This is a genomic window from Phocaeicola massiliensis B84634 = Timone 84634 = DSM 17679 = JCM 13223 (assembly GCF_000382445.1).
Classification (GTDB): domain Bacteria; phylum Bacteroidota; class Bacteroidia; order Bacteroidales; family Bacteroidaceae; genus Phocaeicola; species Phocaeicola massiliensis.
In genome coordinates, this window is record NZ_KB905472.1 from 760444 (window position 1) to 785509 (window position 25066).

Annotated in this window: 29 protein-coding genes; 8 read left to right on the plus strand and 21 right to left on the minus strand. The window is 40.7% G+C overall.

What is annotated here, in order from left to right:
* The first annotated feature begins 136 nt into the window (after nucleotides 1-136).
* The gene (locus tag HMPREF1534_RS15850; protein WP_005936349.1) at nucleotides 137-1423 is read left to right on the plus strand and encodes an IS1380 family transposase; all 1287 of its coding nucleotides are present in this window, start codon (nucleotides 137-139) and stop codon (nucleotides 1421-1423) included.
* Nucleotides 1424-1527: 104 nt separating this feature from the next.
* On the opposite strand, the gene HMPREF1534_RS15845 is transcribed toward HMPREF1534_RS15850, so the two are convergent.
* The 17 genes from HMPREF1534_RS15845 to HMPREF1534_RS15780 all read right to left on the minus strand — a co-directional run bounded on the left by HMPREF1534_RS15845 (nucleotide 1528) and on the right by HMPREF1534_RS15780 (nucleotide 13238).
* The gene (locus HMPREF1534_RS15845; RefSeq protein WP_005936911.1) at nucleotides 1528-2058 is read right to left on the minus strand and encodes a hypothetical protein; all 531 of its coding nucleotides are present in this window, start codon (nucleotides 2056-2058) and stop codon (nucleotides 1528-1530) included.
* A 770-nt stretch (nucleotides 2059-2828) separates the two neighbouring features.
* On the minus strand, nucleotides 2829-3407 hold the full coding sequence (locus HMPREF1534_RS15840) for a hypothetical protein (RefSeq protein ID WP_005936913.1): 579 nt from the start codon (nucleotides 3405-3407) through the stop codon (nucleotides 2829-2831).
* Entirely contained in the window at nucleotides 3400-3630 is a 231-nt protein-coding gene (locus tag HMPREF1534_RS15835; RefSeq protein ID WP_005936916.1) for a hypothetical protein, read from the minus strand. The genes HMPREF1534_RS15840 and HMPREF1534_RS15835 overlap by 8 nt, the downstream gene beginning before the upstream one ends.
* 10 nt (nucleotides 3631-3640) lie before the next feature.
* Nucleotides 3641-4321: a recombinase family protein gene (locus HMPREF1534_RS15830; RefSeq protein ID WP_005936919.1), complete on the minus strand. Its 681-nt coding sequence runs from the start codon at nucleotides 4319-4321 to the stop codon at nucleotides 3641-3643.
* Between the two features lie 149 nt (nucleotides 4322-4470).
* Entirely contained in the window at nucleotides 4471-4815 is a 345-nt protein-coding gene (locus HMPREF1534_RS15825) for a hypothetical protein (RefSeq protein ID WP_005936925.1), read from the minus strand.
* Nucleotides 4816-4818: 3 nt separating this feature from the next.
* Nucleotides 4819-5160 carry a hypothetical protein gene (locus HMPREF1534_RS15820; protein ID WP_005936941.1) on the minus strand — a complete coding sequence of 114 codons (342 nt, stop codon included), beginning with the start codon at nucleotides 5158-5160 and terminating at the stop codon, nucleotides 4819-4821.
* Nucleotides 5157-5318, minus strand: coding sequence for a hypothetical protein (locus tag HMPREF1534_RS20625; protein ID WP_005936943.1), 162 nt, complete (start codon nucleotides 5316-5318; stop codon nucleotides 5157-5159). Before HMPREF1534_RS20625 ends, HMPREF1534_RS15820 begins: the two co-directional genes overlap by 4 nt.
* Entirely contained in the window at nucleotides 5311-5508 is a 198-nt protein-coding gene (locus HMPREF1534_RS20240; RefSeq protein WP_039968445.1) for a hypothetical protein, read from the minus strand. Before HMPREF1534_RS20240 ends, HMPREF1534_RS20625 begins: the two co-directional genes overlap by 8 nt.
* Nucleotides 5486-5995, minus strand: coding sequence for a hypothetical protein (locus tag HMPREF1534_RS15815; RefSeq protein WP_005936947.1), 510 nt, complete (start codon nucleotides 5993-5995; stop codon nucleotides 5486-5488). Before HMPREF1534_RS15815 ends, HMPREF1534_RS20240 begins: the two co-directional genes overlap by 23 nt.
* A gap of 5 nt (nucleotides 5996-6000) precedes the next feature.
* On the minus strand, nucleotides 6001-6198 hold the full coding sequence (locus HMPREF1534_RS15810; RefSeq protein WP_005936949.1) for a hypothetical protein: 198 nt from the start codon (nucleotides 6196-6198) through the stop codon (nucleotides 6001-6003).
* Between the two features lie 86 nt (nucleotides 6199-6284).
* Nucleotides 6285-7217, minus strand: a complete 933-nt coding sequence (locus HMPREF1534_RS15805) for a hypothetical protein (RefSeq protein WP_005936951.1) — start codon at nucleotides 7215-7217, stop codon at nucleotides 6285-6287.
* Between the two features lie 2 nt (nucleotides 7218-7219).
* Complete coding sequence (locus HMPREF1534_RS15800; protein WP_005936953.1) at nucleotides 7220-7966, minus strand: Sak single strand annealing protein; 747 nt, start codon at nucleotides 7964-7966, stop codon at nucleotides 7220-7222.
* 122 nt (nucleotides 7967-8088) lie between these two features.
* Entirely contained in the window at nucleotides 8089-9111 is a 1023-nt protein-coding gene (locus HMPREF1534_RS15795; protein ID WP_005936955.1) for a DUF3871 family protein, read from the minus strand.
* A gap of 182 nt (nucleotides 9112-9293) precedes the next feature.
* Nucleotides 9294-9443 carry a hypothetical protein gene (locus tag HMPREF1534_RS20630; protein ID WP_169334857.1) on the minus strand — a complete coding sequence of 50 codons (150 nt, stop codon included), beginning with the start codon at nucleotides 9441-9443 and terminating at the stop codon, nucleotides 9294-9296.
* Nucleotides 9444-9921: 478 nt separating this feature from the next.
* Nucleotides 9922-11139: a site-specific integrase gene (locus HMPREF1534_RS15790; protein ID WP_005936963.1), complete on the minus strand. Its 1218-nt coding sequence runs from the start codon at nucleotides 11137-11139 to the stop codon at nucleotides 9922-9924.
* 368 nt (nucleotides 11140-11507) lie between these two features.
* Complete coding sequence (locus HMPREF1534_RS15785; protein WP_005936965.1) at nucleotides 11508-12518, minus strand: GGGtGRT protein; 1011 nt, start codon at nucleotides 12516-12518, stop codon at nucleotides 11508-11510.
* Between the two features lie 18 nt (nucleotides 12519-12536).
* Complete coding sequence (locus HMPREF1534_RS15780) at nucleotides 12537-13238, minus strand: iron-sulfur cluster assembly scaffold protein (RefSeq protein ID WP_005847450.1); 702 nt, start codon at nucleotides 13236-13238, stop codon at nucleotides 12537-12539.
* A gap of 237 nt (nucleotides 13239-13475) precedes the next feature.
* Here HMPREF1534_RS15780 and HMPREF1534_RS15775 point away from each other — a divergent pair, with 237 nt between their 5' ends.
* The 5 genes from HMPREF1534_RS15775 to metH all read left to right on the plus strand — a co-directional run bounded on the left by HMPREF1534_RS15775 (nucleotide 13476) and on the right by metH (nucleotide 18777).
* Nucleotides 13476-13988: a DMP19 family protein gene (locus tag HMPREF1534_RS15775; protein WP_005936967.1), complete on the plus strand. Its 513-nt coding sequence runs from the start codon at nucleotides 13476-13478 to the stop codon at nucleotides 13986-13988.
* Between the two features lie 161 nt (nucleotides 13989-14149).
* The gene (locus HMPREF1534_RS15770; RefSeq protein ID WP_005936969.1) at nucleotides 14150-14899 is read left to right on the plus strand and encodes a hypothetical protein; all 750 of its coding nucleotides are present in this window, start codon (nucleotides 14150-14152) and stop codon (nucleotides 14897-14899) included.
* Between the two features lie 108 nt (nucleotides 14900-15007).
* Nucleotides 15008-15577, plus strand: a complete 570-nt coding sequence (locus HMPREF1534_RS15765; protein WP_005936972.1) for a Yip1 family protein — start codon at nucleotides 15008-15010, stop codon at nucleotides 15575-15577.
* Nucleotides 15577-16029, plus strand: coding sequence for an SsrA-binding protein (gene smpB / locus HMPREF1534_RS15760; RefSeq protein ID WP_005936975.1), 453 nt, complete (start codon nucleotides 15577-15579; stop codon nucleotides 16027-16029). The genes HMPREF1534_RS15765 and smpB overlap by 1 nt, the downstream gene beginning before the upstream one ends.
* A 12-nt stretch (nucleotides 16030-16041) precedes the next feature.
* The gene (metH, locus tag HMPREF1534_RS15755) at nucleotides 16042-18777 is read left to right on the plus strand and encodes a methionine synthase (protein ID WP_005936978.1); all 2736 of its coding nucleotides are present in this window, start codon (nucleotides 16042-16044) and stop codon (nucleotides 18775-18777) included.
* A gap of 241 nt (nucleotides 18778-19018) precedes the next feature.
* Here the strand turns inward: metH and HMPREF1534_RS15750 are convergent, their stop codons facing one another.
* The 4 genes from HMPREF1534_RS15750 to HMPREF1534_RS15735 all read right to left on the minus strand — a co-directional run bounded on the left by HMPREF1534_RS15750 (nucleotide 19019) and on the right by HMPREF1534_RS15735 (nucleotide 23368).
* Nucleotides 19019-19768, minus strand: coding sequence for a nucleotidyltransferase family protein (locus tag HMPREF1534_RS15750; protein ID WP_005936981.1), 750 nt, complete (start codon nucleotides 19766-19768; stop codon nucleotides 19019-19021).
* Complete coding sequence (locus tag HMPREF1534_RS15745; RefSeq protein ID WP_005936984.1) at nucleotides 19765-21195, minus strand: RapZ C-terminal domain-containing protein; 1431 nt, start codon at nucleotides 21193-21195, stop codon at nucleotides 19765-19767. Before HMPREF1534_RS15745 ends, HMPREF1534_RS15750 begins: the two co-directional genes overlap by 4 nt.
* Nucleotides 21196-21280: 85 nt before the next feature.
* Entirely contained in the window at nucleotides 21281-22855 is a 1575-nt protein-coding gene (locus HMPREF1534_RS15740; RefSeq protein WP_005936987.1) for an Rne/Rng family ribonuclease, read from the minus strand.
* A 237-nt stretch (nucleotides 22856-23092) separates the two neighbouring features.
* Nucleotides 23093-23368: an HU family DNA-binding protein gene (locus HMPREF1534_RS15735; protein ID WP_005936990.1), complete on the minus strand. Its 276-nt coding sequence runs from the start codon at nucleotides 23366-23368 to the stop codon at nucleotides 23093-23095.
* A gap of 179 nt (nucleotides 23369-23547) precedes the next feature.
* On the opposite strand from HMPREF1534_RS15735, the gene mutY reads away from it, so the two are divergent.
* Both mutY and HMPREF1534_RS15725 read left to right on the plus strand, forming a co-directional pair.
* Entirely contained in the window at nucleotides 23548-24606 is a 1059-nt protein-coding gene (gene mutY / locus HMPREF1534_RS15730) for an A/G-specific adenine glycosylase (RefSeq protein WP_005936993.1), read from the plus strand.
* A gap of 14 nt (nucleotides 24607-24620) precedes the next feature.
* On the plus strand, nucleotides 24621-25058 hold the full coding sequence (locus tag HMPREF1534_RS15725) for a single-stranded DNA-binding protein (RefSeq protein ID WP_005936996.1): 438 nt from the start codon (nucleotides 24621-24623) through the stop codon (nucleotides 25056-25058).
* The last annotated feature ends 8 nt before the right edge of the window (nucleotides 25059-25066 follow it).

A 25066-nucleotide genomic window follows, 5' to 3' on the forward strand; every position in this document is an offset into this window, starting at 1 on the left:
CCTTAATTCCGCAACATAATTGATAATTATTTTTATAAGTTCCTGAGCAACATTTTGTTGCCCAGGTTTTTGCCATGTCAGCGTTTTCACTTACCTTAGTGTTGCGAATCCAAAGACAAAGAAAACCGTAACAAGCATGGCAAATGTAGCAATAAAATCCGAAAGACTCACTCCTTTTGGAGGCATATTTCCAATCATGGAGCAATTTACCTCCCTTCTCTCCTCTACAATTGACTCAACACTTGGGTTGAGATGCAAACTCTATGGTTATCAATACAGCGAAATCATCCGCTCCCTCCTATGCGTTTACTTCTGCGGCGGTTCTTGCGTTGAGGATGTCACCGCCCACTTAATGAGTCATCTTTCCCTTCACCCCACACTCCGCACCTGTAGCGCCGACACCATCCTCAGGGCAATAAACGAACTGGCCCGGGAAAACATCTCATACACATCTGATGCCGGAAAGTCCTATGACTTCAATACGGCAGACACACTCAACACATTGCTCCTGAATTGCCTGTTGGCCACAGGGCAGTTGAAAGAGGGCGGGGAGTATGACGTTGACTTTGACCACCAGTTCATTGAGACGGAGAAGTACGATGCAAAGCCCACGTACAAGAAATTTCTTGGTTACAGGCCCGGTGTGGCCGTTATCGGCGACATGATTGTCGGCATAGAGAACAGCGACGGCAACACCAATGTACGCTTTCACCAGGGTGACACGCTAAAGAGGATTTTGGGGAGACTTGAAGAAAAGAAAATGGCAGTCAACCGCTTCAGGGCCGACTGCGGCTCATGCTCTGAAGACATTGTGGATGAGGTCAGGAAGCATTGCAGGACATTCTACATACGTGCCAACCGCTGCTGCTCGCTCTATGATGACATCTTCGCGCTCAGGGGGTGGAAGAGGGAAGAAATAAACGGCATTGTGTTTGAGTTGAACTCCATTCTCGTTGAGAAGTGGAAAGGCAAACCGTATCGCCTGATAATCCAGAGACAGAGACGCATGGGCAGTGGACTTGACCTGTGGGAGGGGGAATATACATACCGCTGCATCCTGACCAACGATTACGAATCATCCATGAGCGACATCGTGGAGTTCTATAACATGCGTGGAGGCAAGGAACGCATCTTTGATGACATGAACAATGGGTTTGGATGGGGCAGACTGCCTAAATCCTTCATGGCGGAAAATACCGTGTTCCTGCTCCTGACGGCACTGATACGCAATTTTTACAAGGCCATCATGCAAAGGATTGAAGTGAAGAAGTTCGGGCTCAAGGAAACCAGCCGTATCAAGACGTTTGTCTTCAAATTCATTTCAGTACCTGCCAAGTGGATTAAGACCGCAAGGCAATGTGTGCTGAACATCTACACCGACAACCATGCATATGCAGAAGCCTTCAAAACTTCTTCCGGATGATTTACGTCACTTGATGGCCACTGATTGCGTATTGCCTCAAGTCGCTTTATGGGGTAAGGGGATAGTATGCGCATTGAAACGGACGCGAGGACTTAATGGCTGTCTTACGAATCAAAAGTCCATTTCTCTTGTAGGTAGCACTTCGGGAATGGAGTTGCGGATTTAAGGTTAGTTATATCTAATTGCAAATTAGGGCATAATGGCTTAATCCAATTATCATATAGTTTCTTATGCCATCCTTTTTCTCTTCGTTTCTCTTTTTGAAGTAAATCATCCCAATCAAAAGGTGTAAATTTATCGCATTGCCCATAAAGTTCAATTTCCCAAGATTTACGTAAGTTCGATTTCTCATTTCTAATATTATTGTATAAAAGCTGTATATCTAGATTATCCCAAATATCTATGGTTTTGTTATCTGGATCTTTCATAACTTGCAAGTTTACGATGGAGTTTTTCTTTTTCTCCAGAAAATGTCTGACTTGATTTTCCCATTTTTCAAACCAAAGTTCTTTCCATTCAGCATCATTTTGTGATTGGGAATTTTTAATATCTTCTTTTATTATTTTCTGAAAGAAGCATAAGAGAAGACACTTTTGGTTAAGTGGCATTTTGGGGTTGGGAAAGATAGGCTTCATAGTTTAATCTCTTATTACTACAAGCCTCCGAGTAGTAATTTTTATATTCAAAAGAAAGCGTGAGGCTTGTCTATGTTCATCAAAACTGAGGTATCGCCAAACACCCTACCATAAAATGAACGAAGAAACAATACTCCTCACGCTGAATGATATGTAAGGAGTATAGCATAAAACTACACGCATACATATACAAACAGAAATGAGCGTCAATATTGCCTTCTATCCCTTATGGTAAAAATTTGGCGAATTTTCAGTTTTGGGATGAAGCAAAAAACGCTTTCCATATAAATCCAACCATTTCTCCGATTGGACTTTGCAAATATACGTTTTTGTTTTAATATTGACGCTCTTATTATGAGTATTATTTCTTCAAATATAAGGAAAACAATGTTTTCGGGACGGTAAAATTAGGAAAATATCATTGAACGGCGGGCTTTGAAATGAAATCAAATGTAATATTCCGTTCTTTTTTACATCATAATCATCTATGGGTTAACCGAAGGCTGGTTTTATAAGAACTATACCAAGGTTATTAATCCACTCAAGCGGCGTGAGCCTACAACTAACGAAAGAATACAATGAAACTTTTCTTATGCAACTTTTTTTGTCAGAATCGGTATTATTACTTAAAAAGAATAGATTGCATAAGGAAAAATATTGTTGCGTTCCGTTTACTCACATACCCTCCTAATGAACAAATAGAAATATTGCAGAAAAAGAAAAATAAGAGAAGCCAAGCATTACCTTAGCCTCTCTTTTTCTTTATTTGTCTATTCCACTACCGTAAACTCGTGAAAAGAGTACCAAACATCATCATCTTCTTGTTCGTCCATATATTCTTCCAATGCAGTTTCAATTACATTCTTATCCGGCTCTACCATCTTGCCTACTATCTCAGAAACACATTGAGCCGCTTCTTCGATAGTTGTAAAATACTCCGAATCATCATTGCCCGAATCCAAGTAGTAACGTTCCGGGAAATATTCGCCACCTGCATCATTCGTGGAATATACACAACATCCCGATTCTTCCTCTTGAAAATATACTTTAATGGATGGGAATTTTTCTTCGATAATATTTCGTACTCCTTCCTGCTCACACCAAGCTGTGGATTGACAGATAGTGAGAATATTATTATTCAGTTCATAATAAGTGATTTCGCCACGACATCTATACTTTTCCCAGTTACTTCCTAGTTTTGTGACTAAATTTCCCAGCCACCACTTGCCAAAGCCATTTTTCTCAATGCTGGTCTTACGTCTATCAATATACTTCAAGATCTTATACAACGACTTTACTTCCTTCAAGTCACCGACACATTTATAAGTACAATCGCACCAGTTAGGCATAATCCTCTACCTCCCTTCCGTTTTCGTATCTGCAAATATTCAATTCCTCAGTTGTCATCCATTGGCAGTTACTGAGCCTGAATCCGTACTTTTCTTCGATAGTTGAAAGGAAAGATTCAAAGTCCTCATATTCCTCCGATTCTCTTAATTCTTCATCCGTCAGCTTTATGATATTCAAACAGCCCACACAAAAGTCTAAAATTAAAACATATCTTGGTTCCATAATTTCAATCTTATTTTAAGTTATACCTTTTGATTAATTTATATACAGTCGATTTTGAGAAGTTACATCCCTGAGAAGTAACGAAACCTTCCCTGTTCAAAGTGTCCGCCATGCTTTTCAGGGTGTATTCTTCCTTGATTAATGTCCGAAGCATCGCAACGGCTCTTTTGTTATTAGGGTTGTTGTCAGCTTTCTCCTTACAACTTCTGATACTGTTCCGGATGGCTTGTTTATGCTTATCCATCAAGTGCTCAGGATTACCCAATTTAAAACCTCTTGCTTTCTTGGCTTGTAATGCAGATTTGGTTCTTACCGCTATCAGTTCCGCTTCGTATTGGGATATTGCGGATAAGATATGAAGTACCATTTTATTTGCTTGTGGGAAATCACAGAAAACAATCTCCACATCACTCTCTAAAAGGTTTGACAGGAAGGAAACATTTCTCGCCAGCCTGTCCAGCTTGGCTACGATAAGTGTCGCGCCTTCTTTTCTGCAAAGGCTCAACGCTTCTTTCAGTTTGGGTCTCTCTTTTTTACGGCCGGATTCTATTTCTATATATTCAGCAACTGGAACTTTGTCTTGAAGGTGTTTATGTATTATCTCCCTCTGTGCCTCAAGTCCCAGTCCTGAATATCCTTGTTTTTGTGTACTTACCCGTAGATAAGCCACATATTGGGTTTCATTCTTCATTGTTATTCGTTTTTTAACAATAGTTCCACTGCTTAGATGGACGTCTAATCTTTGGAACCATGTCGGTTGGGCATAAAAAAGGGGGAATACATGAGTTTCTATAATCTGAATTCTCACATATTCCCCGATAACATAAATTATCGTCTGCCTTATACGGCTACCTTATATATAACTCCGTATTTGGAGCAGATAAAATCATAGGAGGCTAAACCATAACTGACGGTATCATTTATTACAGCCACTATCTTATCAAGCGGCACACAATCATAGGTGATTTCTGTTTCCTCATTTTCTGGTTTAACTGTTATCTGATAAAGGTTCAGTTCTGCTAAGTAACGAACCTCAATCCAACACTCGGTTTTGAAAAGGTAAAACTCAGTACCTTTATCTGTCACCTTTATGTCATTAAAGTCCAATCCCCAACCAAAGGGGAGAAAGGATTTTTGCAAAGCATCATGCCAGATTACTTTTGCTATTTTCTCGTTTTCGTTCATAAGTCAAAGTCCTAAGATGTAGTTCATAACTTTGGCATTGTAGTCCTCAACCAAATAGTTCTCCACATTTTGGTCAATCACTTCAGCCAGATTATCTAAATACACATCATCAATTCGTTTCACCTCATTCCCTTCTTCATCATAGAGAGAAACTTGAAATAGATCCACTCCTTCAATATATGTAACTCTGACATTCCCTATATGAAGGAAACCCTGTATATGGAACTCTAAAGCATCGTCACTACAAACAAAGCTGTCCGTATCGACTCCCCAGCTCATAGAAAGGGAAGGGTTAGCGGCAATGATACTCCAAATGTATCTCGCCATTTCTGTTGTTATCTTCATTTTTTTGCTGTTTTATTATCAATCCATCTTTTTGCTGCATCCAAAGACTGAAAATGTTTGGTTTCTACTTCGTCATCGTCATTGAGTGCAAAGGCTTGAAAATCTGCTGTAGAAAACTGAATAATCAAGTTTTCATTATAAACCAGTTCTTCAGCCATAGTATTCTTTCATATAACAGGTTTCACACAAAGAACCATAGTCGTTTACATCACTACGGCTCATAGGTTTACCACAATAATCGCAATGTCTTACCACTTCTTCGTGCATATATCTTGCGACTTCCATTAACGGTGTTCCGGAATAGGAAACCGTTATCTTACTTTTCTTAGTTATCTTCTTCTTTGCCATTGTCATTCAGTTTATCGTTATACTTGTTTTTTATGTAGGCGGTCAGAATAGCTTTGATAACCTTAGCTCTGTCTGCCCGGTCGTAATTGGCTGGAACATCATGCTCATAACTATTTCTAAAAGACTCGTGTAGCTTTCCCAGACATTGATTTTCAGATCTGTTATCCAAGAAATACTTTAGCTTATAATCCGTATAGGTGTCTGTATCGTCTCCTTGGATGTAAACTGAGAGATATATTTCATCCTTTTCGCTATTCCAGATTGAAGTTACATTGCTGTTCCAGTTGTTGCCGGTATCAGAAAGGAATAGCGTTTTGAACTTATTTCTCGCTTTTCCTGAATCTCCTTTTCCAGCCTCCTTGATTATTCTGAGGATGGTAGTGTAGGAGATTGAGAGTAATTCGCTTTCACTGAGAGAGTTTATAATCTCCAGTTTCTTCTTGGGAGCGTATCTTTTGAATAGCTCCACGTTGATATTTGTTGCCATATTGCTTATTGCTTTTGTTCGTTAATGACTGTGAATTTCTGACGCAACCCTTCAATTACGTCTGCAAACTCTGTAAACTCTTCGTAATTCATTTTGGCTCCGTAAGATTTGATTTCGATAGAGCCACCATTAGCTGTGTTAAGTGTAAGAGTAATATCATTTTCTCCCTTAACTATTTGACTGATTGCTATTTCGTATTTCATCGTTTTAAGTTTTATATAAAAAGAAAGCGGGGAGAACTTCATTATTTCAGAAATCCTCCCCGCTGTTGAAAGTGGGTCTGTCGCTTTTATACCGCTATCATAAGACTTCCTGCGACATTGGAAGTCTTTTCGTAAAGAGAGTAATCAATCTCAGGGTGTTCAGCTTTCAGTTTGCTGGTATTGAGAGAGATTCGTGTACTTGGCATTTTTCTGGTAAGACGCATCGTTTCGGTAGTCCAGGTCTTTACTCCTGAACTTTCCATATCGGAGAGAATCTTGGCTTTGATTTCTGCCAGTCTTTCCTCCGCATCATTCTTGGTTTGGATGAGGGATCTGATTTCATCTTCCATAAACTTATACTCTTCTGGAATGCTAAAAGGGTTATTGAAATTTTCTTCTTTAAGATCTGCTTCTAACAATTCCTTGCAGATTTCGGAAGGTATTCTGTTTACGAAGATAACTTCATTGATATGGTCAACAGTTCCATCCTTCTTAATCTTGTTACGAAGATGGATGATGAAAAGCTTGTCAATCTTAGCCTTCTTGTTCTGTAATTCAAAGAAGTAAGCATAAAGACTGAGTTGCCATCTTGCTTTTTCGAGTTTCTCTGAGGTCATTACGCCATAGGTCTTAATATCGCCTATACTGAAAGTGTCATCAGAAACTCTATATACCTTATCAATCATGGAAGCCCAGTTCTTGTTGTCTGAAACAATATATTCAGAGGCTTCATGAACCAGTCCGTGTTCTTTACAGATTTCAATATAATCCGCTACTTCCACGGTTCCATCATTGTTCCAGTTCTTGTCGAAATCTTCAATGGAAGCGTGTACGTTTGTTCCGTAGGTAGCTGCTGCATTGAGAACAGCTTCGTCCACGTTATCATACTCGTCAGGAAATAATTGTCTTTGAATCATTCCTGTTATACCGCTCAGCTGTTTGTCACCAAGCCAGTATTCGTGAGGTTCTTCTAAAAAGATTACCTCACTGTTTTTCAGTTCAATTCTTTTTGTTGCCATAATCATGCTACTTGGTTAAGTTGTAACTTACGCTCCGTAAAGAGAGCCTTGATTTCACTGTTAGAATCCACTTCGTTCTTATGTTGCTGATACAATCCCATAAGTGCCTGCTGATTAATACAAGCGTTTAGGGCTGCTTTTATCCCAGCGTACTTCTCCAATGGTTGCTGTGTCGTTTTGGTTTTACGGGTTGTTGTTTTCTTTGATGCTGTTTCTGCATTTTGGCCGGCATCCGAACTTTCATTCTCCGGCACATCTTCTCCGGCATAGATATACAATCCCAGCCCGAACATGGCGAGGTTCTTTACAAGGCATCGCATCAGGGTCTTGTTGATGTCGAACATAGTGGCAGCTTCTACTTTCTTTTCGACATACTGCTTCTTGAACTTGTCATATACATTATAAGTATAGGGTTCAAACTTCATGGCTTTATTGGCACCATTCATTACAGGTAGCCACATTTCATGGGCGATTCCATCTACGGTTACTTCTGTATATACGACAATCCCCACAAACGGATCCGCAAAATAAGGAAGTCCTGTTGATGGATGTTTGACAATCTTATACGTTGCACTAGGGTAGCATCGCTTAAACTCTGCCCAAGCGTTTGCCCAGCTTAAATAAGTCAGGTCGTTGTACTTCTCAACTTTGTCGCTGAGGTCTAATGAATAAAGCGCATCAAACATGACGGCTCTTCTTTCGTCATCCGTAGCATTTGCCGGGATGACAGGTTTTTGGAATTTACACATAATGATAAAAAATTAGTGGTTGATAATCCGATAAAATAAAAAAAGGGAGATACACAGAATCTTGGTTTGATGAATAAACTTTGATAATGTGTACCTCCCCTTTTAAAAAGTAGGGTTAGTTGTCAGTTGAGAAACCATGAATAGCCTTCGGTATCGTTACCTTCTATGGCTCTTTGGATTCCCAAAGCAAAATCGGTGCAGTTTTGGTTGCGTTCAAGCCAACGGTCAATGTAAGCTGATTTGGCCGCTTCGTTGGCGAGTTGTAACAGGTTCCAACAGGTTATGTTCTCGTTTTCCTTCTTCCCGAAATTAGGATTGGAAACATATCCTTTCACCATCGCATTTACGGCTTGGTCACCCATTTCCAGCGATGGCAGGTTTCGTTGTTCGTTTACAGGTAGAAACTGATATAATCTTAATCTGCCTATGATTTTACAGAACAATTCTTCGGAGATTGCTGTTGATTGCAAATTCTCCAGAAGATTGAGTGTTTCTTCTTTATGAGGATTGAAACCGCTGAACAGTTCCAGAGCCTTCTGCGTGATGTCCGCTTCAGTCATACATTCTATCGTTCCTGAAAATCCATCGCACGTCAGGCAGAGATTTGAACACACTTTTACTTTCCAACCAACAAAGATTTTAAACTTCATTGCGGTCTGCCCTCTGTATAGCTTGTCTTCACTGTAACTTCTGACACCTCCGACAGTCAGATTAACATTCTGTCCGTTGATGGTCTGAACCAGTCCTTTTATATGTGTCACCCATGCAAGACGCTGATAGAATATGGTTTTCTCATCTTCTCTTAGTTCGCTTGCTTTCTTGTGCTGAGCTGATGGAACCCTCCCGATAATGGGGTGTGATACCCTGCATTCAACAGGTGTCATTTCTCCGAATATCTGTCCTGCCGCTTCTGTTACAGCACCGATGAAATTCTGGTGCGATATGGTCAGGCTGTTGTCGCAGAACGTTGGAATTACGTTCTTCTCTGTAAGTTCTTCCAATGTGATACCGGAAGTGTTGCTCTCGATGAAGTTAGGATGAAACTTCTGATTTTCTTCTGATACTGTTGCTGTATCTTCAATACCTGTAATCACTGCTGCCTGTTCTTTGATAGAATCGGCTGCTTGTCTTTTTGTTGTTCTCATTTTACTGTTATTTTTTAGTTGGTTGATAAAATCTGATAAAAACAAAAAGCCAAGAGGTCATTTCTTTGCTTTTACAAATATTCCTCTTAGCTTCTTTATGCCTTTAAGTATCGAAGTTGCTACCTCCAATACCGTTATTATTATGTCCTGTGTCTTGTCATAATCCATTCACGGACATTTTATCAGTTTTCAGTAACTGCATTATCTACAGCCACTTTACTTGCAGCGGATTTTTTCTTGGATCTGCTGCCATACTTCTCAACAAGTTCAATTACTACCGAACCTGCAACAATAATCTCAGCTACATACGCTGCGATTTTAATTCCTTTCATTAAATTTCCCATTTCTCTTAAATTTTAGTTTGTTAATAATATTGTTTTCTATTCTCTTATATACATTTTTCATATATAAGGCTTTGAGGGGAAATCAAGGAAATGGGGAGAAAAAATAAACCAATCTTTCGACTGGTTGTGATAGTTGAACCGTTGTAAATAGCTCCTCGCATTTACTTGGCCTATCATGCGGCATACATTCTTTCGTGGGGAACTATGTCTTGTCCATATACTAAAATTGCTACGCATCATCGAATCTCCATCTTATCCATCGTCTGAAAATAAGTGTGACCCGGTAAATTATTTTTTATATATGCTTGAAGCTACGCACCTTATCTTAATGGTGCATGAATAATGCTTCAAGTTATTTTCTCATATATAAGAGTTTGAGGTGATTTAAAGAGGAAATAAAAGCAATAATCCCTATTACTCAATAAAATTAGAGCATAGGGATTATTATGTTATAAAGGGATATACTTTAGTAATCAGAATCTCCTGTAAACGTATCCATAAGTTTATCCATCTGCTCGCCTATGCACTTGTCTATTAGCTTTGCATAGTGGGCAGTCATTCGTGTATTGGTATGTCCTAACATCTTAGAAACAACTTCCAGCGATATGTTATTGGCTAAAGTAATTGTACTTGCAAAGGTGTGCCTACTTGTGTGGAAGCAAATTCGTTTATTAATTCCACAAAGTATAGCTATATCCTTTAGATATTTGTTGATGTCCGCAGGGTCTTGAATAGGGAGTAATTTCTCTCCACCTTTGTACTTATCCAATATCAGTTTGGCGATGGGGAGTAGGGGAATGCGTGATAGAACCCCTGTCTTAACCCTACGTTTCTTAATCCATATTCTGCCAGTGTTATCTTTCTCAAAGTGTTCTGGTGTCAAGGTCTTAATGTCAATGTAGCTAAGCCCTGTGAAGCACCCAAAGAGGAACATATCTTTAGCTCTCTCCAATCGTGGCAGGGGAGTATCAAAGTTGATTATCTTCCTCAATTCTTCTTCGTCCAAGAAATCAACTTCCACAGGTTCACGTTCTACTTTATAAGTAGTGAATGGGTTGAAACTAATGTAAGCATTGGCTACGGATAGGTTGATAATTTTCTTCAATAGTTTTAAATGCTTGGTGCATGAGTTTTGTGCCATACCTTTATCAATTTTTAAGAACGAATGAAACGACTGAATGAAATTAATGTTCAGTTCACGTAAATATAAATCGTCACGTTTGTATTTCTGTTGAACAAACTCCCTTAATAATCTGATGGTATAGACAGATACCCAAAGAGTGGCTTTAGAAACTCCATTGCCAACAAGTTTTTCTTGTTCTTTGTTGTGTTCTTCAAAGACTTCAAATAGGCTTTTCTCTTTTAGAGATTCTACTTTATCAAAATAAGCGTCACGTAATAGTTCCGCTGTGATTACAAAACCTCTATCTAACAATTCTGCTTCTTTTTGATAGAGTTTGGCTCTGATAGCCTTTAGATAGTTGTTTAGACTTTGGGCTTCTTTATCCTTGCCTTTTACTTGTTGTTTGGTTTTATCCCAATTACAGGATTTTACTTTTTTACCTGTAGAAAAAGCACATCTTTCTCCATTAACTGTGAGTACTACCTCTATTGAAGCTGTACCATCTTTCCTAACTCTGCTATCTCTTATGAAGAATAAGATAGCAAATGAACTTCTTACCATAGTTTAATCATTTAAAATTAGACATTGGGAAGTCCTTTAAAATGTGATATATCTTTCTGTATATTAGATAGATGAATTGATTTTTGTGTGCAGTTTTGAAAAAACATCAAATTGCACACAGATTGCACACAAAATAGCCTCAATTTAGCTCCAAATTAAGGATAATCAGCCACGTTTACCCTTAGAGATTCAAGCTCCATTTAAGCTATAATTTGCTTCAATTCCATCATTCAATCACAGCCAATTATAAGAAAAACAGCAAGAGGAAATGAGTGTCAGAATAGGGGATAAGCATTACAGTATAACTAAAACAAAAATCCCCATAACCATTACAGTTACAGGGATTTATATGTTAGCAATGTATTATATTACTTGCTCAAAGCTTGAGCCACGTCAACCGCACAAGCCACTGTACATCCTACCATCGGGTTGTTACCGATACCCAGGAAGCCCATCATTTCCACGTGAGCGGGAACGGATGAAGAACCGGCGAACTGAGCGTCAGAGTGCATACGACCCATTGTGTCTGTCATACCGTAAGAAGCAGGACCGGCAGCCATGTTGTCCGGGTGAAGAGTACGACCTGTACCACCACCTGATGCAACTGAGAAATAAGGCTTACCTGCAAGAACACGTTCTTTCTTGTAAGTACCTGCAACCGGATGTTGGAAACGAGTCGGGTTAGTAGAGTTACCGGTGATAGATACGTCTACACCTTCTTTCCACATGATAGCTACACCTTCGCGAACATCATCGGCTCCGTAGCATTTTACTTTTGCACGAGGACCGTCAGAATAAGCGATTTCACGAACTACTTTCAGTTCACCTGTGAAATAATCGAATTCAGTCTGAACGTATGTAAATCCGTTGATACGAGAGATGATTTGTGCAGCGTCTTTGCCCAAACCGTTCAAGATACAACGCAGAGGTTCTTTACGTACTTTGTCTGCTTTTGCAGCGATTTTGATAGCACCTTCGGCAGCAGCGAATGATTCGTGACCTGCCAGGAATGCGAAACATTTAGTTTCTTCGCGCAGCAACATAGCAGCCAGGTTACCGTGACCGATACCTACTTTACGGTCGTCGGCTACAGAACCCGGAATACAGAATGCCTGCAGACCGATACCGATAGCTTCGGCAGCTTCGGCAGCGTTTTTGCAACCTTTCTTCAATGCAATGGCAGAACCTACTACGTAAGCCCACTTAGCATTTTCGAAACAGATAGGCTGAGTTTCTTCACAAGTTTTATAAGGATCAAGTCCGGCAGCTTCGCAGATTGCGTTAGCTTCTTCGATGTCTTTGATGCCGTTTTCGTTCAAAGCAGCAATGATCTGTTTGATACGACGGTCTTGGCTTTCGAATTTTACTTCTCTAATCATATTCTTTCCTCCTTATAATTATTCGTGACGTGGATCAATTTTCTTAACAGCTCCCTGCTCTTCAGTTACACGTCCGTAAGTACCTGTAACTTTCTTCAACGCTTCGTTAGCATCAGTACCCTTCTTGATTTCGTCCATGAACTTACCCATGTGAACGAATTCGTAACCGCAGATTTCATCGTTCTTATCCAAGAATACGTTCTTGATGTAACCTTCAGCCATTTCAAGGTAACGGGGACCTTTAGCCAAAGTACCATACAAAGTACCTACCTGGCTGCGAAGACCTTTACCCAAGTCTTCCAGACCGGCACCGATAATCAGACCACCTTCCGAGAAAGCCGACTGAGTACGTCCGTAAACGATTTGAAGGAAAAGTTCGCGCATTGCTGTGTTGATAGCGTCACAAACCAAGTCGGTGTTCAATGCTTCCAATACAGTCTTGCCCGGAAGGATTTCGGCAGCCATGGCAGCCGAGTGAGTCATACCTGAGCAACCGATAGTTTCTACCAATGCTTCCTGGATGATACCTTCTTTTACGTTAAGGGTTAGTTTACAAGCACCCTGCTGAGGAGCACACCAGCCAATACCGTGTGTCAAACCAGAGATGTCTTTGATTTCTTTTGATTTTACCCACTTTCCTTCTTCAGGAATAGGAGCCGGTCCGTGATTAGGACCTTTCTTCACAACACACATGTGTTCTACTTCGTGTGAATAAGTCATATTCTTTACGTTTTTTGGTAATAAAATAAATATTCGTAACCACGTGAAAAAGGTTAGTTACCTTTTTCGCCTACAAAGTTAGTCCTTTTATTCTTTTCTGCAACCTGTTGCGTGCCACTTTTTGATATTAAATTAAATAAATTTATTGTGAGACAATATTTTGCAAACTAGAGTTGCCAAAATCTTTTTTCTTTCCACCGAATCACTTATCTTTGTACCTATATATATTATATAAAGATGGAAACGAGTAAAATAGAAATTAAGGACGAAGTGCTTCGACAGGGTGCTGAGGAAGGTATGGACGAATTTATTAAAGTTTTTACCGATAAGTATTTGGAAGTGACGGGCGGTGTGATTAATGCTGAAACAATGCCCTTGCTCAATGGTTACCAACATTCTTTGCTAGGCTATCATTTTTTTCGTGAAGAGATTAATGAAGGGGGCTTTATTCAGTTGATTCAAAATGGCTATGGGCCGTATCTTTTTGATAATCCTTTTGCTAAATCAATGCGTCTTTTTGGGGCGAAGGAATTCTCAAAGTTGATTTATACTGCCAAGAAAATTTATGATGAAAACCGTGCAGACTTGGAAAAAGACTGCGATGATGAAGAATTTATGGCTATGTATGAGCAATACGAGGTATTTGATGAACTGGAAGAGCAGTTTATGGATATGGAGGAACTTGTCACAGCACAGATTGCCGAGTATGTGGATAATAATATAGAACAGTTTGCTGAAATAGTGGAGTGAGTTTGTTTATGTATTAATAAAGGTTAATATGGAAGAATGTTGTGCAGTATTTGGGTTTGGAGCTCATTTAATCATTAAAACAACAAAAAAGAGTTGAAGTTTCCCTTTACGACTCGAATCTTTTAATTAATTTTGCAAACCCTAATAATAAAGAGAAGAAAATGAAAAAAATGAAGTTGGCAGTGTTCTTTGCTGCATTGGTATCTGTATTATCCTTTAGTTCTTGTTTGGACACTAACAGTGAAAGTGCTTATGACGGTATAGTGCTTGTAACTGTTACAGGTGATGAGTTTCTTGGCTATAAATTATACGCAGATGGAGGTGGAATCTTGGTTCCTACAGCTGCTAATATGAAACAGTTTGGTGATTGGAGTAAGGTGAAGCGTGCTCAAGTGGCATTTAAACATTTGGATGAAGTGTTGCCTGAGCCGTCAGAAAATACACAGTATAAGGTTGAAATTGTTTCTGCTGCTCCATTACATGGAGGTGCCAATATGATTAATACTACGAGAGATGTAGAAGCAGCTGATACTTTGTATAAGAATCAAGATCCTGTTATCGATTTTTATGGGGGAGTTATTATTTACAAGGGATATATAACATTTAGTCCTCAACTTAATTATAACTCATCTTCACCTTTTTATTTTAATATGAGTTATAGAGAAGAAGATATTGTTGATAATGAAAAACTGACGTTGACATTCCATTATGACAATGGGGAAAGCGATTCTTATAATTCTACTCGTGCATTATGCAGTTTTCCTTTCTCGTCAGAACTTTATAGCCATTTCTCTGAAACAGATTCTATAGATGTAGTTCTTAGAGCTATGCAGGATAGAGGTGGTGAAAATTATGTAAAAAAAGAAGTAAGAATGGCTACTAAAGATTTTAGAGCTCCTTACGGATACTGATAAATCATTATATTGCAAGTAGAAAAGTCCTCTTTTCCCTTTGGGAAAAGGGGATTTTTTATACCTTTGCAACTCATTGAAGTATAACAAAGGTAAATAGATTAAGCATTGAACTACAAAGATTTATTTAATAGAGTGGTGTTGCTGATTTCCTCTCCGGCTAAGGCTTGGGCAGAAATCAATACAGAAGAGGATAGGCGGAAAGTGCTTGGCACATTTGTTTATCCCATGATAGGATTGTGCGGCTTGTCCGTTTTTATAGGTACTTTTATTGGAAATACAGCAGGTGTATCTGCTTTTCAGATAGCAATGACCCGTTGTTGCGCCATTTTTGTTTCTCTCTTTGGAGGATATTTCTTGGCTGCTTATGCTGTAAATCAATTGGGAAAGAAATTGCTGAACCGAGGCGAACAGTATGAACTAAACCAACAGTTTGTGGGTTATGCCATGGTGGTGACATTTGTGCTTGATATTATCAGCGGTTTGTTTTCAATCTCCATTTTGCATTGGATACTCCAGTTCTATACCGTGTTTGTGGTATATGAAGGGGCACGCACACTGATGAAAGTGGAAGAAGCCAAACTGACCCGATACACATTGATTGCTTCGGTGATTGTAATTGTTTGTCCGGCGCTTATTGCGGCGGTATTTAATGAGTTATCTGTTATTTTGAATTGATGAAACCGACTCCTGTAAATATAAAAAATAAACGTGCGTCGTTCGATTATGAATTTATCGATACGTACACAGCAGGTATTGTGCTTACCGGAACTGAGATAAAATCCATCCGTATGGGTAAAGCCAGCCTGGTAGATACCTATTGCTACTTTGTGCATGGTGAGTTGTGGGTAAAGAATATGCATATTGCAGAATATTTCTATGGTTCGTATAATAACCATACAGCCCGCCGTGAACGTAAGCTGTTGTTAAGCAAGAAAGAGTTGCGTAAATTGGAAGAGGCAGGAAAGAATCCCGGCTTTACTATTGTTCCTGTCCGTTTGTTCCTGAATGAAAAAGGACTGGCAAAATTAGTTATCGCTTTGGCAAAAGGTAAAAAACAATATGATAAGCGCGAATCTTTGAGAGAAAAGGATGACAGGCGTGAAATGGATAGAATGTTTAAGAGATAGTATATATTGTGAATGGCTACATTGAAGCAAATTATTGACGAACGAATTCTCATCCTCGACGGAGCGATGGGGACAATGATACAAAAATACAACTTATCGGAACAGGATTTTAGAGGGGAACGGTTTGCACAAGTTGCCGGTCAGATGAAAGGCAACAATGACTTGCTGTGCCTTACCCGTCCTGATGTGATAAAAGATATTCATCGCAAGTATCTGGAAGCAGGTGCAGATATCATCGAGACAAACACGTTTAATGCTCAGCGGGTGTCGATGGCAGATTATCATATGCAGGATATGTGCCGTGAGATAAATTTGTCGGCTGCCGGAATCGCTCGTGAAATGGCGGACGAATATTCCCGAAAGACTCCCCATAAACCGCGCTTTGTGGCCGGGTCTGTCGGTCCCACCAATAAAACTTGCTCAATGAGTCCCGATGTGAATAATCCTGCAATGCGTGCACTTACTTATGATGAGTTGGTCGGTGCCTACAGGGAGCAAATGGAAGCATTGCTGGAAGGGGGAGTGGATGCTCTCCTGATAGAGACTATATTTGATACACTGAATGCCAAGGCTGCTGTTTTTGCGGCTGAGTCGGCAATGCAGGCGGTGGGACGAGAAGTGCCTTTGATGCTCTCGGTGACGGTATCGGATATTGCCGGCCGCACGCTTTCCGGTCAGACTCTGGATGCCTTTCTTGCGTCTGTTCAGCATGCTCCTGTTTTTTCTATCGGCTTGAATTGCTCTTTCGGAGCCAAACAGTTGAAACCTTTTTTGGAAGGGCTGGCTGCGCGTGCTCCTTATTATATCAGTGCGTATCCCAATGCAGGACTCCCGAATAGCTTGGGGCAGTATGACCAGACTCCCGGAGATATGGCTTCGGAAGTGAAGGAATACATAGACGAGGGTTTGGTGAATATTATCGGCGGATGTTGTGGCACGACTGAAGAATATATTGCCGAATATGTTCCATTGGTGCAGAAGGCACGCCCTCACATTCCGGCAGGTAAGCCTGAGCGGATGTGGCTTTCGGGATTGGAGCTGCTTGAACAGACACCCGAAATTAATTTTATCAATGTGGGCGAACGTTGCAATGTGGCGGGTTCGCGTAAGTTTCTTCGTTTGATAAACGAAAAGAAATACGAAGAGGCATTGAGCATTGCACGTAAGCAGGTAGAAGACGGTGCATTGATTATTGATGTTAATATGGATGATGGGCTGCTGGATGCCAAGGAAGAAATGACTGTTTTTCTGAATCTGGTGATGTCCGAACCCGATATTGCACGTGTTCCTGTGATGATTGATTCTTCTAAGTGGGAGGTGATAGAAGCCGGGCTGAAGTGTTTGCAAGGTAAATCTATCGTAAATTCCATATCGCTGAAAGAGGGAGAGGAGAAATTTATCGAGCATGCCTGTCTGATTAAAAAACTGGGAGCTGCAACGGTCGTGATGGCTTTTGACGAGAAAGGACAGGCCGACACCTTCGAACGGAAGATTGAAGTTTGTTCGCGTGCCTATCGTATCTTGACAGAGCAGGTCGGCTTTAATCCGCATGACATTATTTTCGACCCTAATGTGCTGGCTGTGGCTACGGGAATTGAGGAACACAATAATTATGCTGTTGATTTTATCAAAGCAACCGGTTGGATAAAGCAGAATCTTCCCGGAGCACATGTCAGTGGCGGGGTAAGTAACTTGTCATTCTCTTTCCGTGGTAATAATTATATCCGTGAAGCAATGCATGCCGTATTTCTTTATCATGCCATTCGGCAGGGCATGGATATGGGTATTGTGAATCCGGCCACTTCGGTGCTTTATACCGATATTCCTGCCGATGTGCTGGAACGGATAGAGGATGTGGTGTTGAATCGTCGTCCCGATGCTGCCGAAAGGCTGATTGAAACAGCGGAAGCTTTAAAGAATACCGAAACCGGCGGCAAACCGGCGGAACAGGAGTTATGGCGTGAGGAAACGGTGGAGATGCGTCTGCAATATGCGTTGATAAAAGGCATCGGTGATTATTTGGAAGAAGATTTGGCGGAGGCGTTGCCGCTATACGGAAAAGCGGTGGATATCATTGAAGGGCCGTTGATGGATGGAATGAACAAAGTGGGTGAGCTTTTTGGGGCCGGAAAAATGTTTCTGCCTCAAGTGGTGAAGACTGCCCGCACCATGAAAAAAGCTGTGAGTATTTTGCAACCGCTTATTGAAGCCGATAAGCAGGAAGGAGTGCGCAGTGCCGGAAAGGTGTTGATGGCAACTGTGAAAGGTGATGTGCACGATATCGGGAAAAATATCGTATCGGTGGTGATGGCTTGTAATAATTATGAAATTATAGACTTGGGGGTGATGGTTCCTGCCGAAACGATTGTGCAAAAAGCCATAGAAGAGAAAGTGGATATCATCGGCTTGAGTGGATTGATTACTCCGTCTCTTGAGGAGATGGCACATGTGGCTGTCGAATTGCAACGTGCAGGACTGGATATTCCGATTATGGTTGGTGGTGCTACGACTTCCAAACTTCATACTGCTCTGAAGATTGCTCCTGTTTATGGAGGGCCGGTTATTCACATGAAAGATGCTTCACAGAATGCATTGGTGGCAGCCCGTTTGCTGAATGCTGAGTCTCGCCAAGAATTTGTGGAGGGAATAAACAGAGAGTATGAAGAACTTCGCAGCAAGAATAGTGCAAAACAGGTGAAGACTGTTTCTTTGGAAGAGGCACAAAAGAATAAGTTAAACCTTTGGTAAGAAGATTTATCTTTCAAAGTATTTAGGGAATAATTGAAAAACTTCAAGGTCTTTTTTTAGAAGAACTTGAAGTTTTTTTAAAAGACGGAAGAGTTTTTTGAAAAGAACAAGGTCTTTTGGGAGGGTTGCTGTCACGAAAAACTTCCGCCTTTTAATTTATTTGATGTTTCACCGCAAATCGTTGAACATGAGTGGAATAATGCCCTGTTATGCGTGAAACGTGCTTTTTATTAAAGTCCTTTTATAGTTGATTTAGAAATTCTTCTGCTTTGATGAGCGTCTCCGGCTTTCCGATATCTATCAATTGTAGGTTGTCGACGGGATAGCCCTGAATCCTGATGTTTTTGCAAACTTGCAGGTAAAAATCGATAATAGAATATTTCCCCGGTTTCATGCCTTTGTTCAGCAATAGCGGGTTGATTGCTTGTATACCGCTATAGGCGTATTCCCGGTACTTTCCTTCTTCGTATTTTAATCCGGCAGGTTTCACTTCGCCTGTGGTTTTATTTATCCAGCCGCACAAAAGATTGTTGCCATCAAATAGCAAGTAGCGGGAGGTGATTCGTCTGCTTACCAGCATGGTGGCGTATACATCAGGGGTTTGTTGGTGGAAGCGGATTAAATCTTGTAAATTGCAGTTGGATAAAATATCTACATTATGCAGCAGGATACCGTTTTTATCTTCATGGCAGGGGGATATGAAATACTTGCCGGCTTTTTCCAGTCCTCCTCCGGTGTCCAGTAATTCTTCTGTCTCGTCAGAAATATGGATGTCGACACCGAAATTATGATTAGCCTGCAGAAAATCTAGAATCTGATCGGCAAAATGGTGTACGTTAATCACTATTTCATTAAAGCCCGAAGCTTTCAGTTTTAATATGACATGTTCCAGCATGGGCTTTCCGGCTACTTCTATCAGCGCTTTGGGTTTGGTATCTGTCAGGGGTTTGAGCCGGCTTCCCAAGCCGGCTGCAAAAATCATAGCTTTCATAAAGTCGATTCGAATATTTGTTCTATGTTTTGTTCGCGGTGAATCAAGACAACCTTTACACCGAATTTCCGGTTTAAATGCTCAGCTGTATGTTGGGCCGAATAGACCGACCGGTGTTGTCCGCCGGTACAGCCGAAGCATACAGACAGGTTGCTGAACCCTCGCTCCATATATCGTTTGACCGACGCGTCCACCAGTGCGTATGCATGTTCCAGAAAAGGAAAGATTTCTCCGTCTTCTTCCAAAAAGCGGATAACAGGTTCATCCAGTCCGGTAAAGGGTTTGTAGCGTTCGTATTTACCGGGATTATTTACGGCACGGCAATCGAATACATAACCGCCTCCGTTACCTGTAGGGTCGTCGGGTATGCCTTTTTTATATGCAAAACTCATCACTTTAACCGTCAGTTGGCGTTTTTTCAGCTCGTCCTTGAATTGTTTCAATTCAGTCAGCTCGCGCAAGACGGAGCATAAGTAAGGATATTCGGGATACTCATCGCGCAATAACTGCCGCAGGTTTTCTATGGCATAAGGTACGCTTTGTATGAAATGAGGCTTTTTCTCAAAATATCCGCGAAACCCGTAGGCTCCCAATACTTGCAAGGTGCGGAAAAGTACAAAATGATGCAGTTGGCTGAAAAAATATTCTCTGTCTACCGGTTTGTATTTGCAAAGCGCGTCAATGTATTCTTCCAAGAGTTCTTTTTTTAAAGTGTCAGGGTATTGGGCTTTGGCCTGCCATAAGAAAGAGGCGACATCATAGAAGAACGGGCCTTTGCGTCCACCCTGAAAATCGATGAACCATGGTTTGTCATCTTTAATCATTACATTCCGGCTTTGGAAATCGCGATACATGAAAGTGGCTGAAGAGCTGCGGAGCAGTACATCGCTCATCTTCTGGAAATCGTCTTCCAGTTTGTCTTCTTGAAATTCAAGTCCGGTAGCTTTCAGAAAACAGTATTTAAAGTAGTTCAAATCCCAAAGAATAGAACGTTGGTTGAATTCCGGTTGCGGGTAACAATGGGAAAAATCAAATCCGTCGGCCCCTGCAAATTGGATGGCCGGCAGTAGGCGGATAGTTTTGCGGAGAAGTTCCTTCTCCTCTTCCGAGAATACACTGGTGGTGCGCCCTTTTTCGATGGCATTGAATAATAATGTGTCACCTAAGTCTTCTTGTAGATAGCATGTCTTATCTGCGGAAACACAATAGACTTCGGGAACAGGAAGACCTTTTTTGCGAAAATGTGCGGCCATATAGAGAAAAGCGTTGTTCTCTTCGATGGAAGTACCATAAACGCCGATTAAATTCTGTGTTCCGGTGAGTCTGAAATAACGTCTGTTGGAACCGGAAGAAGGCAATTCGGTAATTGTCTCGGCAGCTACACCTGTGTATGTTTGATATAAATGCTGTAAATCTTCTATAATCATGACTTTAGTATTTGTAAGCAAAGATACCAATTAATATTGGGAATAAAAAAACGGGGAGCGACTTCATTTATTCGCTCCCCGTTTTTTATTTGATTTCGATTTCCTCTTTCATGTCTATTTCTTCTCCATGCATATCGGTAAACTTATATTGCAGGAATGCCAGACTTTGATCGGGGATAATCTTTATTCCGAATCCGTATTTCATTTGCCATTTACGCTTTAGCGACACAAGGCCTTGATTAACGTAAGCAGCAATATACGGGTGGATGTACAGTGTAAATCTCTTAATCTTCAGTTTATTGACCAGGTAATCAATTTTACTCTCCAATGTATCTGTAAAAAGAATGGATGGTTTGATGCTACCTTTCCCGAAGCAGGTGGGACAGGTTTCATCTGTAGTGACATCCATGGCCGGACGCACGCGTTGGCGGGTAATCTGCATCAGTCCGAACTTGCTGAGAGGGAGAATATTGTGTTTGGCTCTGTCTTTCTGCATATTTTGGCACATGCGTTCATACAGCTTTTGTCTGTTCTCAGCCAGGTTCATGTCTATAAAGTCAACGACAATAATACCACCCATATCACGCAACCTCAACTGGCGCGCCAATTCATCGGCAGCTCCCAGATTGACATCCAGTGCGTTAGCCTCTTGTCCGTTACCGGATTTGGAACGGTTACCGCTATTGACATCCACCACATGAAGCGCTTCAGTGTGTTCAATAATCAGGTAAGCTCCACTCTTATACGAAATCGTTTTACCGAATGAGGACTTGATTTGTTTGGTTATTCCAAAATTGTCGAAGATAGGAAGCTGTCCTTTGTACAATTTCACGATTTCTGCCCGTTCAGGGGCAATGAGAGATACATAATCCTTGATTTCGTGGAACACTGTTTCGTCATTTACGTAAATGTTCTCGTATGAAGGGTTAAATAAATCGCGCAACATGGCTACCGTGCGGCTGGTCTCTTCATAAACCAGTGCAGGAAGTTTGGCTGCTTTTTGTACTTTTGTAATGGTCTCTTCCCAATGTTTCAGCAAGACTTTAAGCTCGGCATCAAGTTCGGCCACCCTTTTTCCCTCTGCCACAGTGCGAACTATCACCCCGAAGTTTTTCGGTTTGATACTTTGCAACAGTTGCTTGAGGCGGGCGCGTTCTTCGCTCGATTTAATTTTTTGAGATACGGAAACCTTGTCATTGAAGGGGATAAGAACCAAATAACGCCCGGCGAAAGATAATTCGCAGGTCAGTCTGGGGCCCTTGGTTGAAATAGGTTCCTTTACGATTTGCACAATTACTTCCTGACCTTGTTGGAGGGTGGTTGAAACAGTTCCCTCTTTATCAATGTCAGGCAGCATAGTAGCTTTTGAAATTGGATAAAGTTTTTTGCGGTCGCTTAAAACTTGCTTCAGATACTTCTGATAAGAATGAAATTGAGGTCCTAAGTCTAAATAGTGAAGAAAAGCGTCTTTTTCGAAACCGACATCCACGAAGCAGGCATTGAGTCCGGGCATTAGTTTTCTTACCCGTCCCAAATACATATTTCCCACATTGAAAGAAGCACTTCTTCCTTCTTTTTGGAATTCCACCAACGCCTTATCTTCCAGGAGCGCAATGGAAATTTCTTTGGGTTGTACGTCTACTACTAGTTCGCTTGTCACTTTTGTATTCTTAAATTATTCACTTTTCTCATTAAACAAAGAACAAACCTGAAAGACATTTTGTTGCTTTGCAAGGTTTGTTCTTTATTTGTCGTCAGACAGACTACAAATTATTTTTTGCTTTTATGTCTGTTCTTTCTTAGTCTTTTTTTACGCTTGTGCGTTGACATTTTATGTCTTTTTTTCTTCTTTCCGCTTGGCATAGCTTCAAATTTTATGGGTTAATACTCTAGTTGTTTATTTTTTTACTGATAATGTAAATGTCTTTGCTGGCTTAAAAGCCGGAATATTATGTTCCGGAATGATAATCGTAGTGTTCTTTGAAATATTACGAGCTGTTTTCTGAGCTCTCTTCTTCACAATAAAACTTCCAAAACCACGCAAGTATACATTTTCCTCTCTTGACAAAGATTCCTTAACTGTATCCATGAAAGCTTCGAGTGTATTCAACACTGCTTGTTTATCAGCACCGGTTTTCTTCGTAATTTCGTTTACGATATCTGCTTTAGTCATTTCGCTAATAATTATTGTTATACTTATATCTTAATTTTTTGGACTGCAAATATATAGCTTTTCTAGCTCTTTAAGAAATATATTCAGAATAAATTTCCTAAAAAAAATGTCAGCTTTGGTTTTCTTGCCTTATTTTTGCAGAATTAACGCACATTTTGTGCTGATTTGTAACGTTAGACATGGATAATTTTGGAGAAATACTAATAAAATGGTATCAAGATAACAAGCGTGATTTGCCTTGGCGCAGGACGAAGAATCCTTATTTAATATGGATTTCGGAAATTATATTGCAACAGACGCGCGTCGCTCAAGGTTATGATTACTATCAACGTTTTGTAAAACGTTTCCCTGACGTGTTTTCATTAGCGGCTGCCGATGAAGACGAGGTCATGAAATATTGGCAAGGATTGGGCTATTATTCTCGTGCCCGTAATTTACATGCTGCTGCGCGTAGTATGGCCGGTGCCGGAGGTTTTCCTAAAACATATAAAGAGGTGCTGGCTTTGAAAGGAGTGGGAGAGTATACTGCGGCTGCCATTTGTTCTTTTGCTTATGGAATGCCTTATGCTGTGGTGGATGGGAATGTTTATCGGGTGCTTTCGCGCTGGTTGGGGATTGAAACGCCCATAGACTCTGCAGAAGGGAAGAGGATTTTTGCGGAAGTGGCGGCGGAGTTATTGGATAAAGCGCAACCGGGGATTTATAATCAGGCGATAATGGATTTTGGCGCGTTGCAGTGCACTCCTGCTTCGCCCAACTGTATGTTCTGCCCTTTTGTTGATACTTGTGTCGCCCGGCAAAAGGGGGTGGTGGATACGCTGCCTGTGAAACAGCATAAGACAAAGGTGGCAAATCGTTACTTTAATTATATCTATGTACGCATGGGCGCGCATACATTAATCAATAAACGGACAGGGAATGATATCTGGAAGAATCTGTATGAGCTTCCTTTGATAGAAACGGAGAATGAAGTGCCCGAAGAAAAGTTCTATGCTTTATCCCGGTGGCGGGAAATGTTGGCTGAAGGCGAGACTCCCTTGGTCCGGCTGGTACAAAAAGGAGTGAAACATGTCTTATCCCATCGGGTGATTTATGCAAATTTTTATGAGGTTATTCTGCCCGAAGATTCTGCCTCTTTTGCACAGTATCAGAGAATTAGGATAGAAGATTTGCATAAATTTGCTGTTTCTCGCTTGGTAAATCAGTTTTTTTCGCTAATTTTGAAGCCTGATAATTAAAATGGAAGAAGAGAATGTCATTAAATAAAGTGCAATTGATAGGGAACGTAGGTAAAGACCCTGATGTGAGATATTTGGATAATGGTGTTGCTGTAGCTACTTTTTCTTTGGCTACCACAGACCGTGCATATACCTTGGCAAATGGGACTCAGGTTCCTGAACGTACCGAATGGCATAATATTGTTTTGTGGAGAGGATTGGCGCAAACGGCTGAAAAGTATGTTCGCAAAGGAGATAAGCTTTATATCGAAGGTAAAATCCGCAGCCGTTTTTACGATGATCAGAATGGTATCAAACGTACTATCGTTGAAATCTTTGCTGATAACATGGAAATGCTGACTCCCCGTACTGCTTCTCAGCAGCAAGGAGGATATATGCCGCAAGCTACTTCACAGCCGGCATCGCAACAGCCTGCCGCCAATAGCAGCGTGACAGATGATTTACCGTTTTAATTTTAAAG

What these genes read in the sequence shown, in the direction of transcription:
- HMPREF1534_RS15850 (WP_005936349.1), top strand. Translation starts at nt 137, where the DNA reads ATGGCAAATGTAGCAATAAAATCCGAAAGACTCACTCCTTTTGGAGGC.
- HMPREF1534_RS15845 (WP_005936911.1), bottom strand. Translation starts at nt 2,058, where the DNA reads ATGAAGCCTATCTTTCCCAACCCCAAAATGCCACTTAACCAAAAGTGT.
- HMPREF1534_RS15840 (WP_005936913.1), bottom strand. Translation starts at nt 3,407, where the DNA reads ATGCCTAACTGGTGCGATTGTACTTATAAATGTGTCGGTGACTTGAAG.
- HMPREF1534_RS15835 (WP_005936916.1), bottom strand. Translation starts at nt 3,630, where the DNA reads ATGGAACCAAGATATGTTTTAATTTTAGACTTTTGTGTGGGCTGTTTG.
- HMPREF1534_RS15830 (WP_005936919.1), bottom strand. Translation starts at nt 4,321, where the DNA reads ATGAAGAATGAAACCCAATATGTGGCTTATCTACGGGTAAGTACACAA.
- HMPREF1534_RS15825 (WP_005936925.1), bottom strand. Translation starts at nt 4,815, where the DNA reads ATGAACGAAAACGAGAAAATAGCAAAAGTAATCTGGCATGATGCTTTG.
- HMPREF1534_RS15820 (WP_005936941.1), bottom strand. Translation starts at nt 5,160, where the DNA reads ATGAAGATAACAACAGAAATGGCGAGATACATTTGGAGTATCATTGCC.
- HMPREF1534_RS20625 (WP_005936943.1), bottom strand. Translation starts at nt 5,318, where the DNA reads ATGGCTGAAGAACTGGTTTATAATGAAAACTTGATTATTCAGTTTTCT.
- HMPREF1534_RS20240 (WP_039968445.1), bottom strand. Translation starts at nt 5,508, where the DNA reads ATGGCAAAGAAGAAGATAACTAAGAAAAGTAAGATAACGGTTTCCTAT.
- HMPREF1534_RS15815 (WP_005936947.1), bottom strand. Translation starts at nt 5,995, where the DNA reads ATGGCAACAAATATCAACGTGGAGCTATTCAAAAGATACGCTCCCAAG.
- HMPREF1534_RS15810 (WP_005936949.1), bottom strand. Translation starts at nt 6,198, where the DNA reads ATGAAATACGAAATAGCAATCAGTCAAATAGTTAAGGGAGAAAATGAT.
- HMPREF1534_RS15805 (WP_005936951.1), bottom strand. Translation starts at nt 7,217, where the DNA reads ATGGCAACAAAAAGAATTGAACTGAAAAACAGTGAGGTAATCTTTTTA.
- HMPREF1534_RS15800 (WP_005936953.1), bottom strand. Translation starts at nt 7,966, where the DNA reads ATGTGTAAATTCCAAAAACCTGTCATCCCGGCAAATGCTACGGATGAC.
- HMPREF1534_RS15795 (WP_005936955.1), bottom strand. Translation starts at nt 9,111, where the DNA reads ATGAGAACAACAAAAAGACAAGCAGCCGATTCTATCAAAGAACAGGCA.
- HMPREF1534_RS20630 (WP_169334857.1), bottom strand. Translation starts at nt 9,443, where the DNA reads ATGAAAGGAATTAAAATCGCAGCGTATGTAGCTGAGATTATTGTTGCA.
- HMPREF1534_RS15790 (WP_005936963.1), bottom strand. Translation starts at nt 11,139, where the DNA reads ATGGTAAGAAGTTCATTTGCTATCTTATTCTTCATAAGAGATAGCAGA.
- HMPREF1534_RS15785 (WP_005936965.1), bottom strand. Translation starts at nt 12,518, where the DNA reads ATGATTAGAGAAGTAAAATTCGAAAGCCAAGACCGTCGTATCAAACAG.
- HMPREF1534_RS15780 (WP_005847450.1), bottom strand. Translation starts at nt 13,238, where the DNA reads ATGACTTATTCACACGAAGTAGAACACATGTGTGTTGTGAAGAAAGGT.
- HMPREF1534_RS15775 (WP_005936967.1), top strand. Translation starts at nt 13,476, where the DNA reads ATGGAAACGAGTAAAATAGAAATTAAGGACGAAGTGCTTCGACAGGGT.
- HMPREF1534_RS15770 (WP_005936969.1), top strand. Translation starts at nt 14,150, where the DNA reads ATGAAAAAAATGAAGTTGGCAGTGTTCTTTGCTGCATTGGTATCTGTA.
- smpB (WP_005936975.1), top strand. Translation starts at nt 15,577, where the DNA reads ATGAAACCGACTCCTGTAAATATAAAAAATAAACGTGCGTCGTTCGAT.
- metH (WP_005936978.1), top strand. Translation starts at nt 16,042, where the DNA reads ATGGCTACATTGAAGCAAATTATTGACGAACGAATTCTCATCCTCGAC.
- HMPREF1534_RS15750 (WP_005936981.1), bottom strand. Translation starts at nt 19,768, where the DNA reads ATGAAAGCTATGATTTTTGCAGCCGGCTTGGGAAGCCGGCTCAAACCC.
- HMPREF1534_RS15745 (WP_005936984.1), bottom strand. Translation starts at nt 21,195, where the DNA reads ATGATTATAGAAGATTTACAGCATTTATATCAAACATACACAGGTGTA.
- HMPREF1534_RS15735 (WP_005936990.1), bottom strand. Translation starts at nt 23,368, where the DNA reads ATGACTAAAGCAGATATCGTAAACGAAATTACGAAGAAAACCGGTGCT.
- mutY (WP_005936993.1), top strand. Translation starts at nt 23,548, where the DNA reads ATGGATAATTTTGGAGAAATACTAATAAAATGGTATCAAGATAACAAG.
- HMPREF1534_RS15725 (WP_005936996.1), top strand. Translation starts at nt 24,621, where the DNA reads ATGTCATTAAATAAAGTGCAATTGATAGGGAACGTAGGTAAAGACCCT.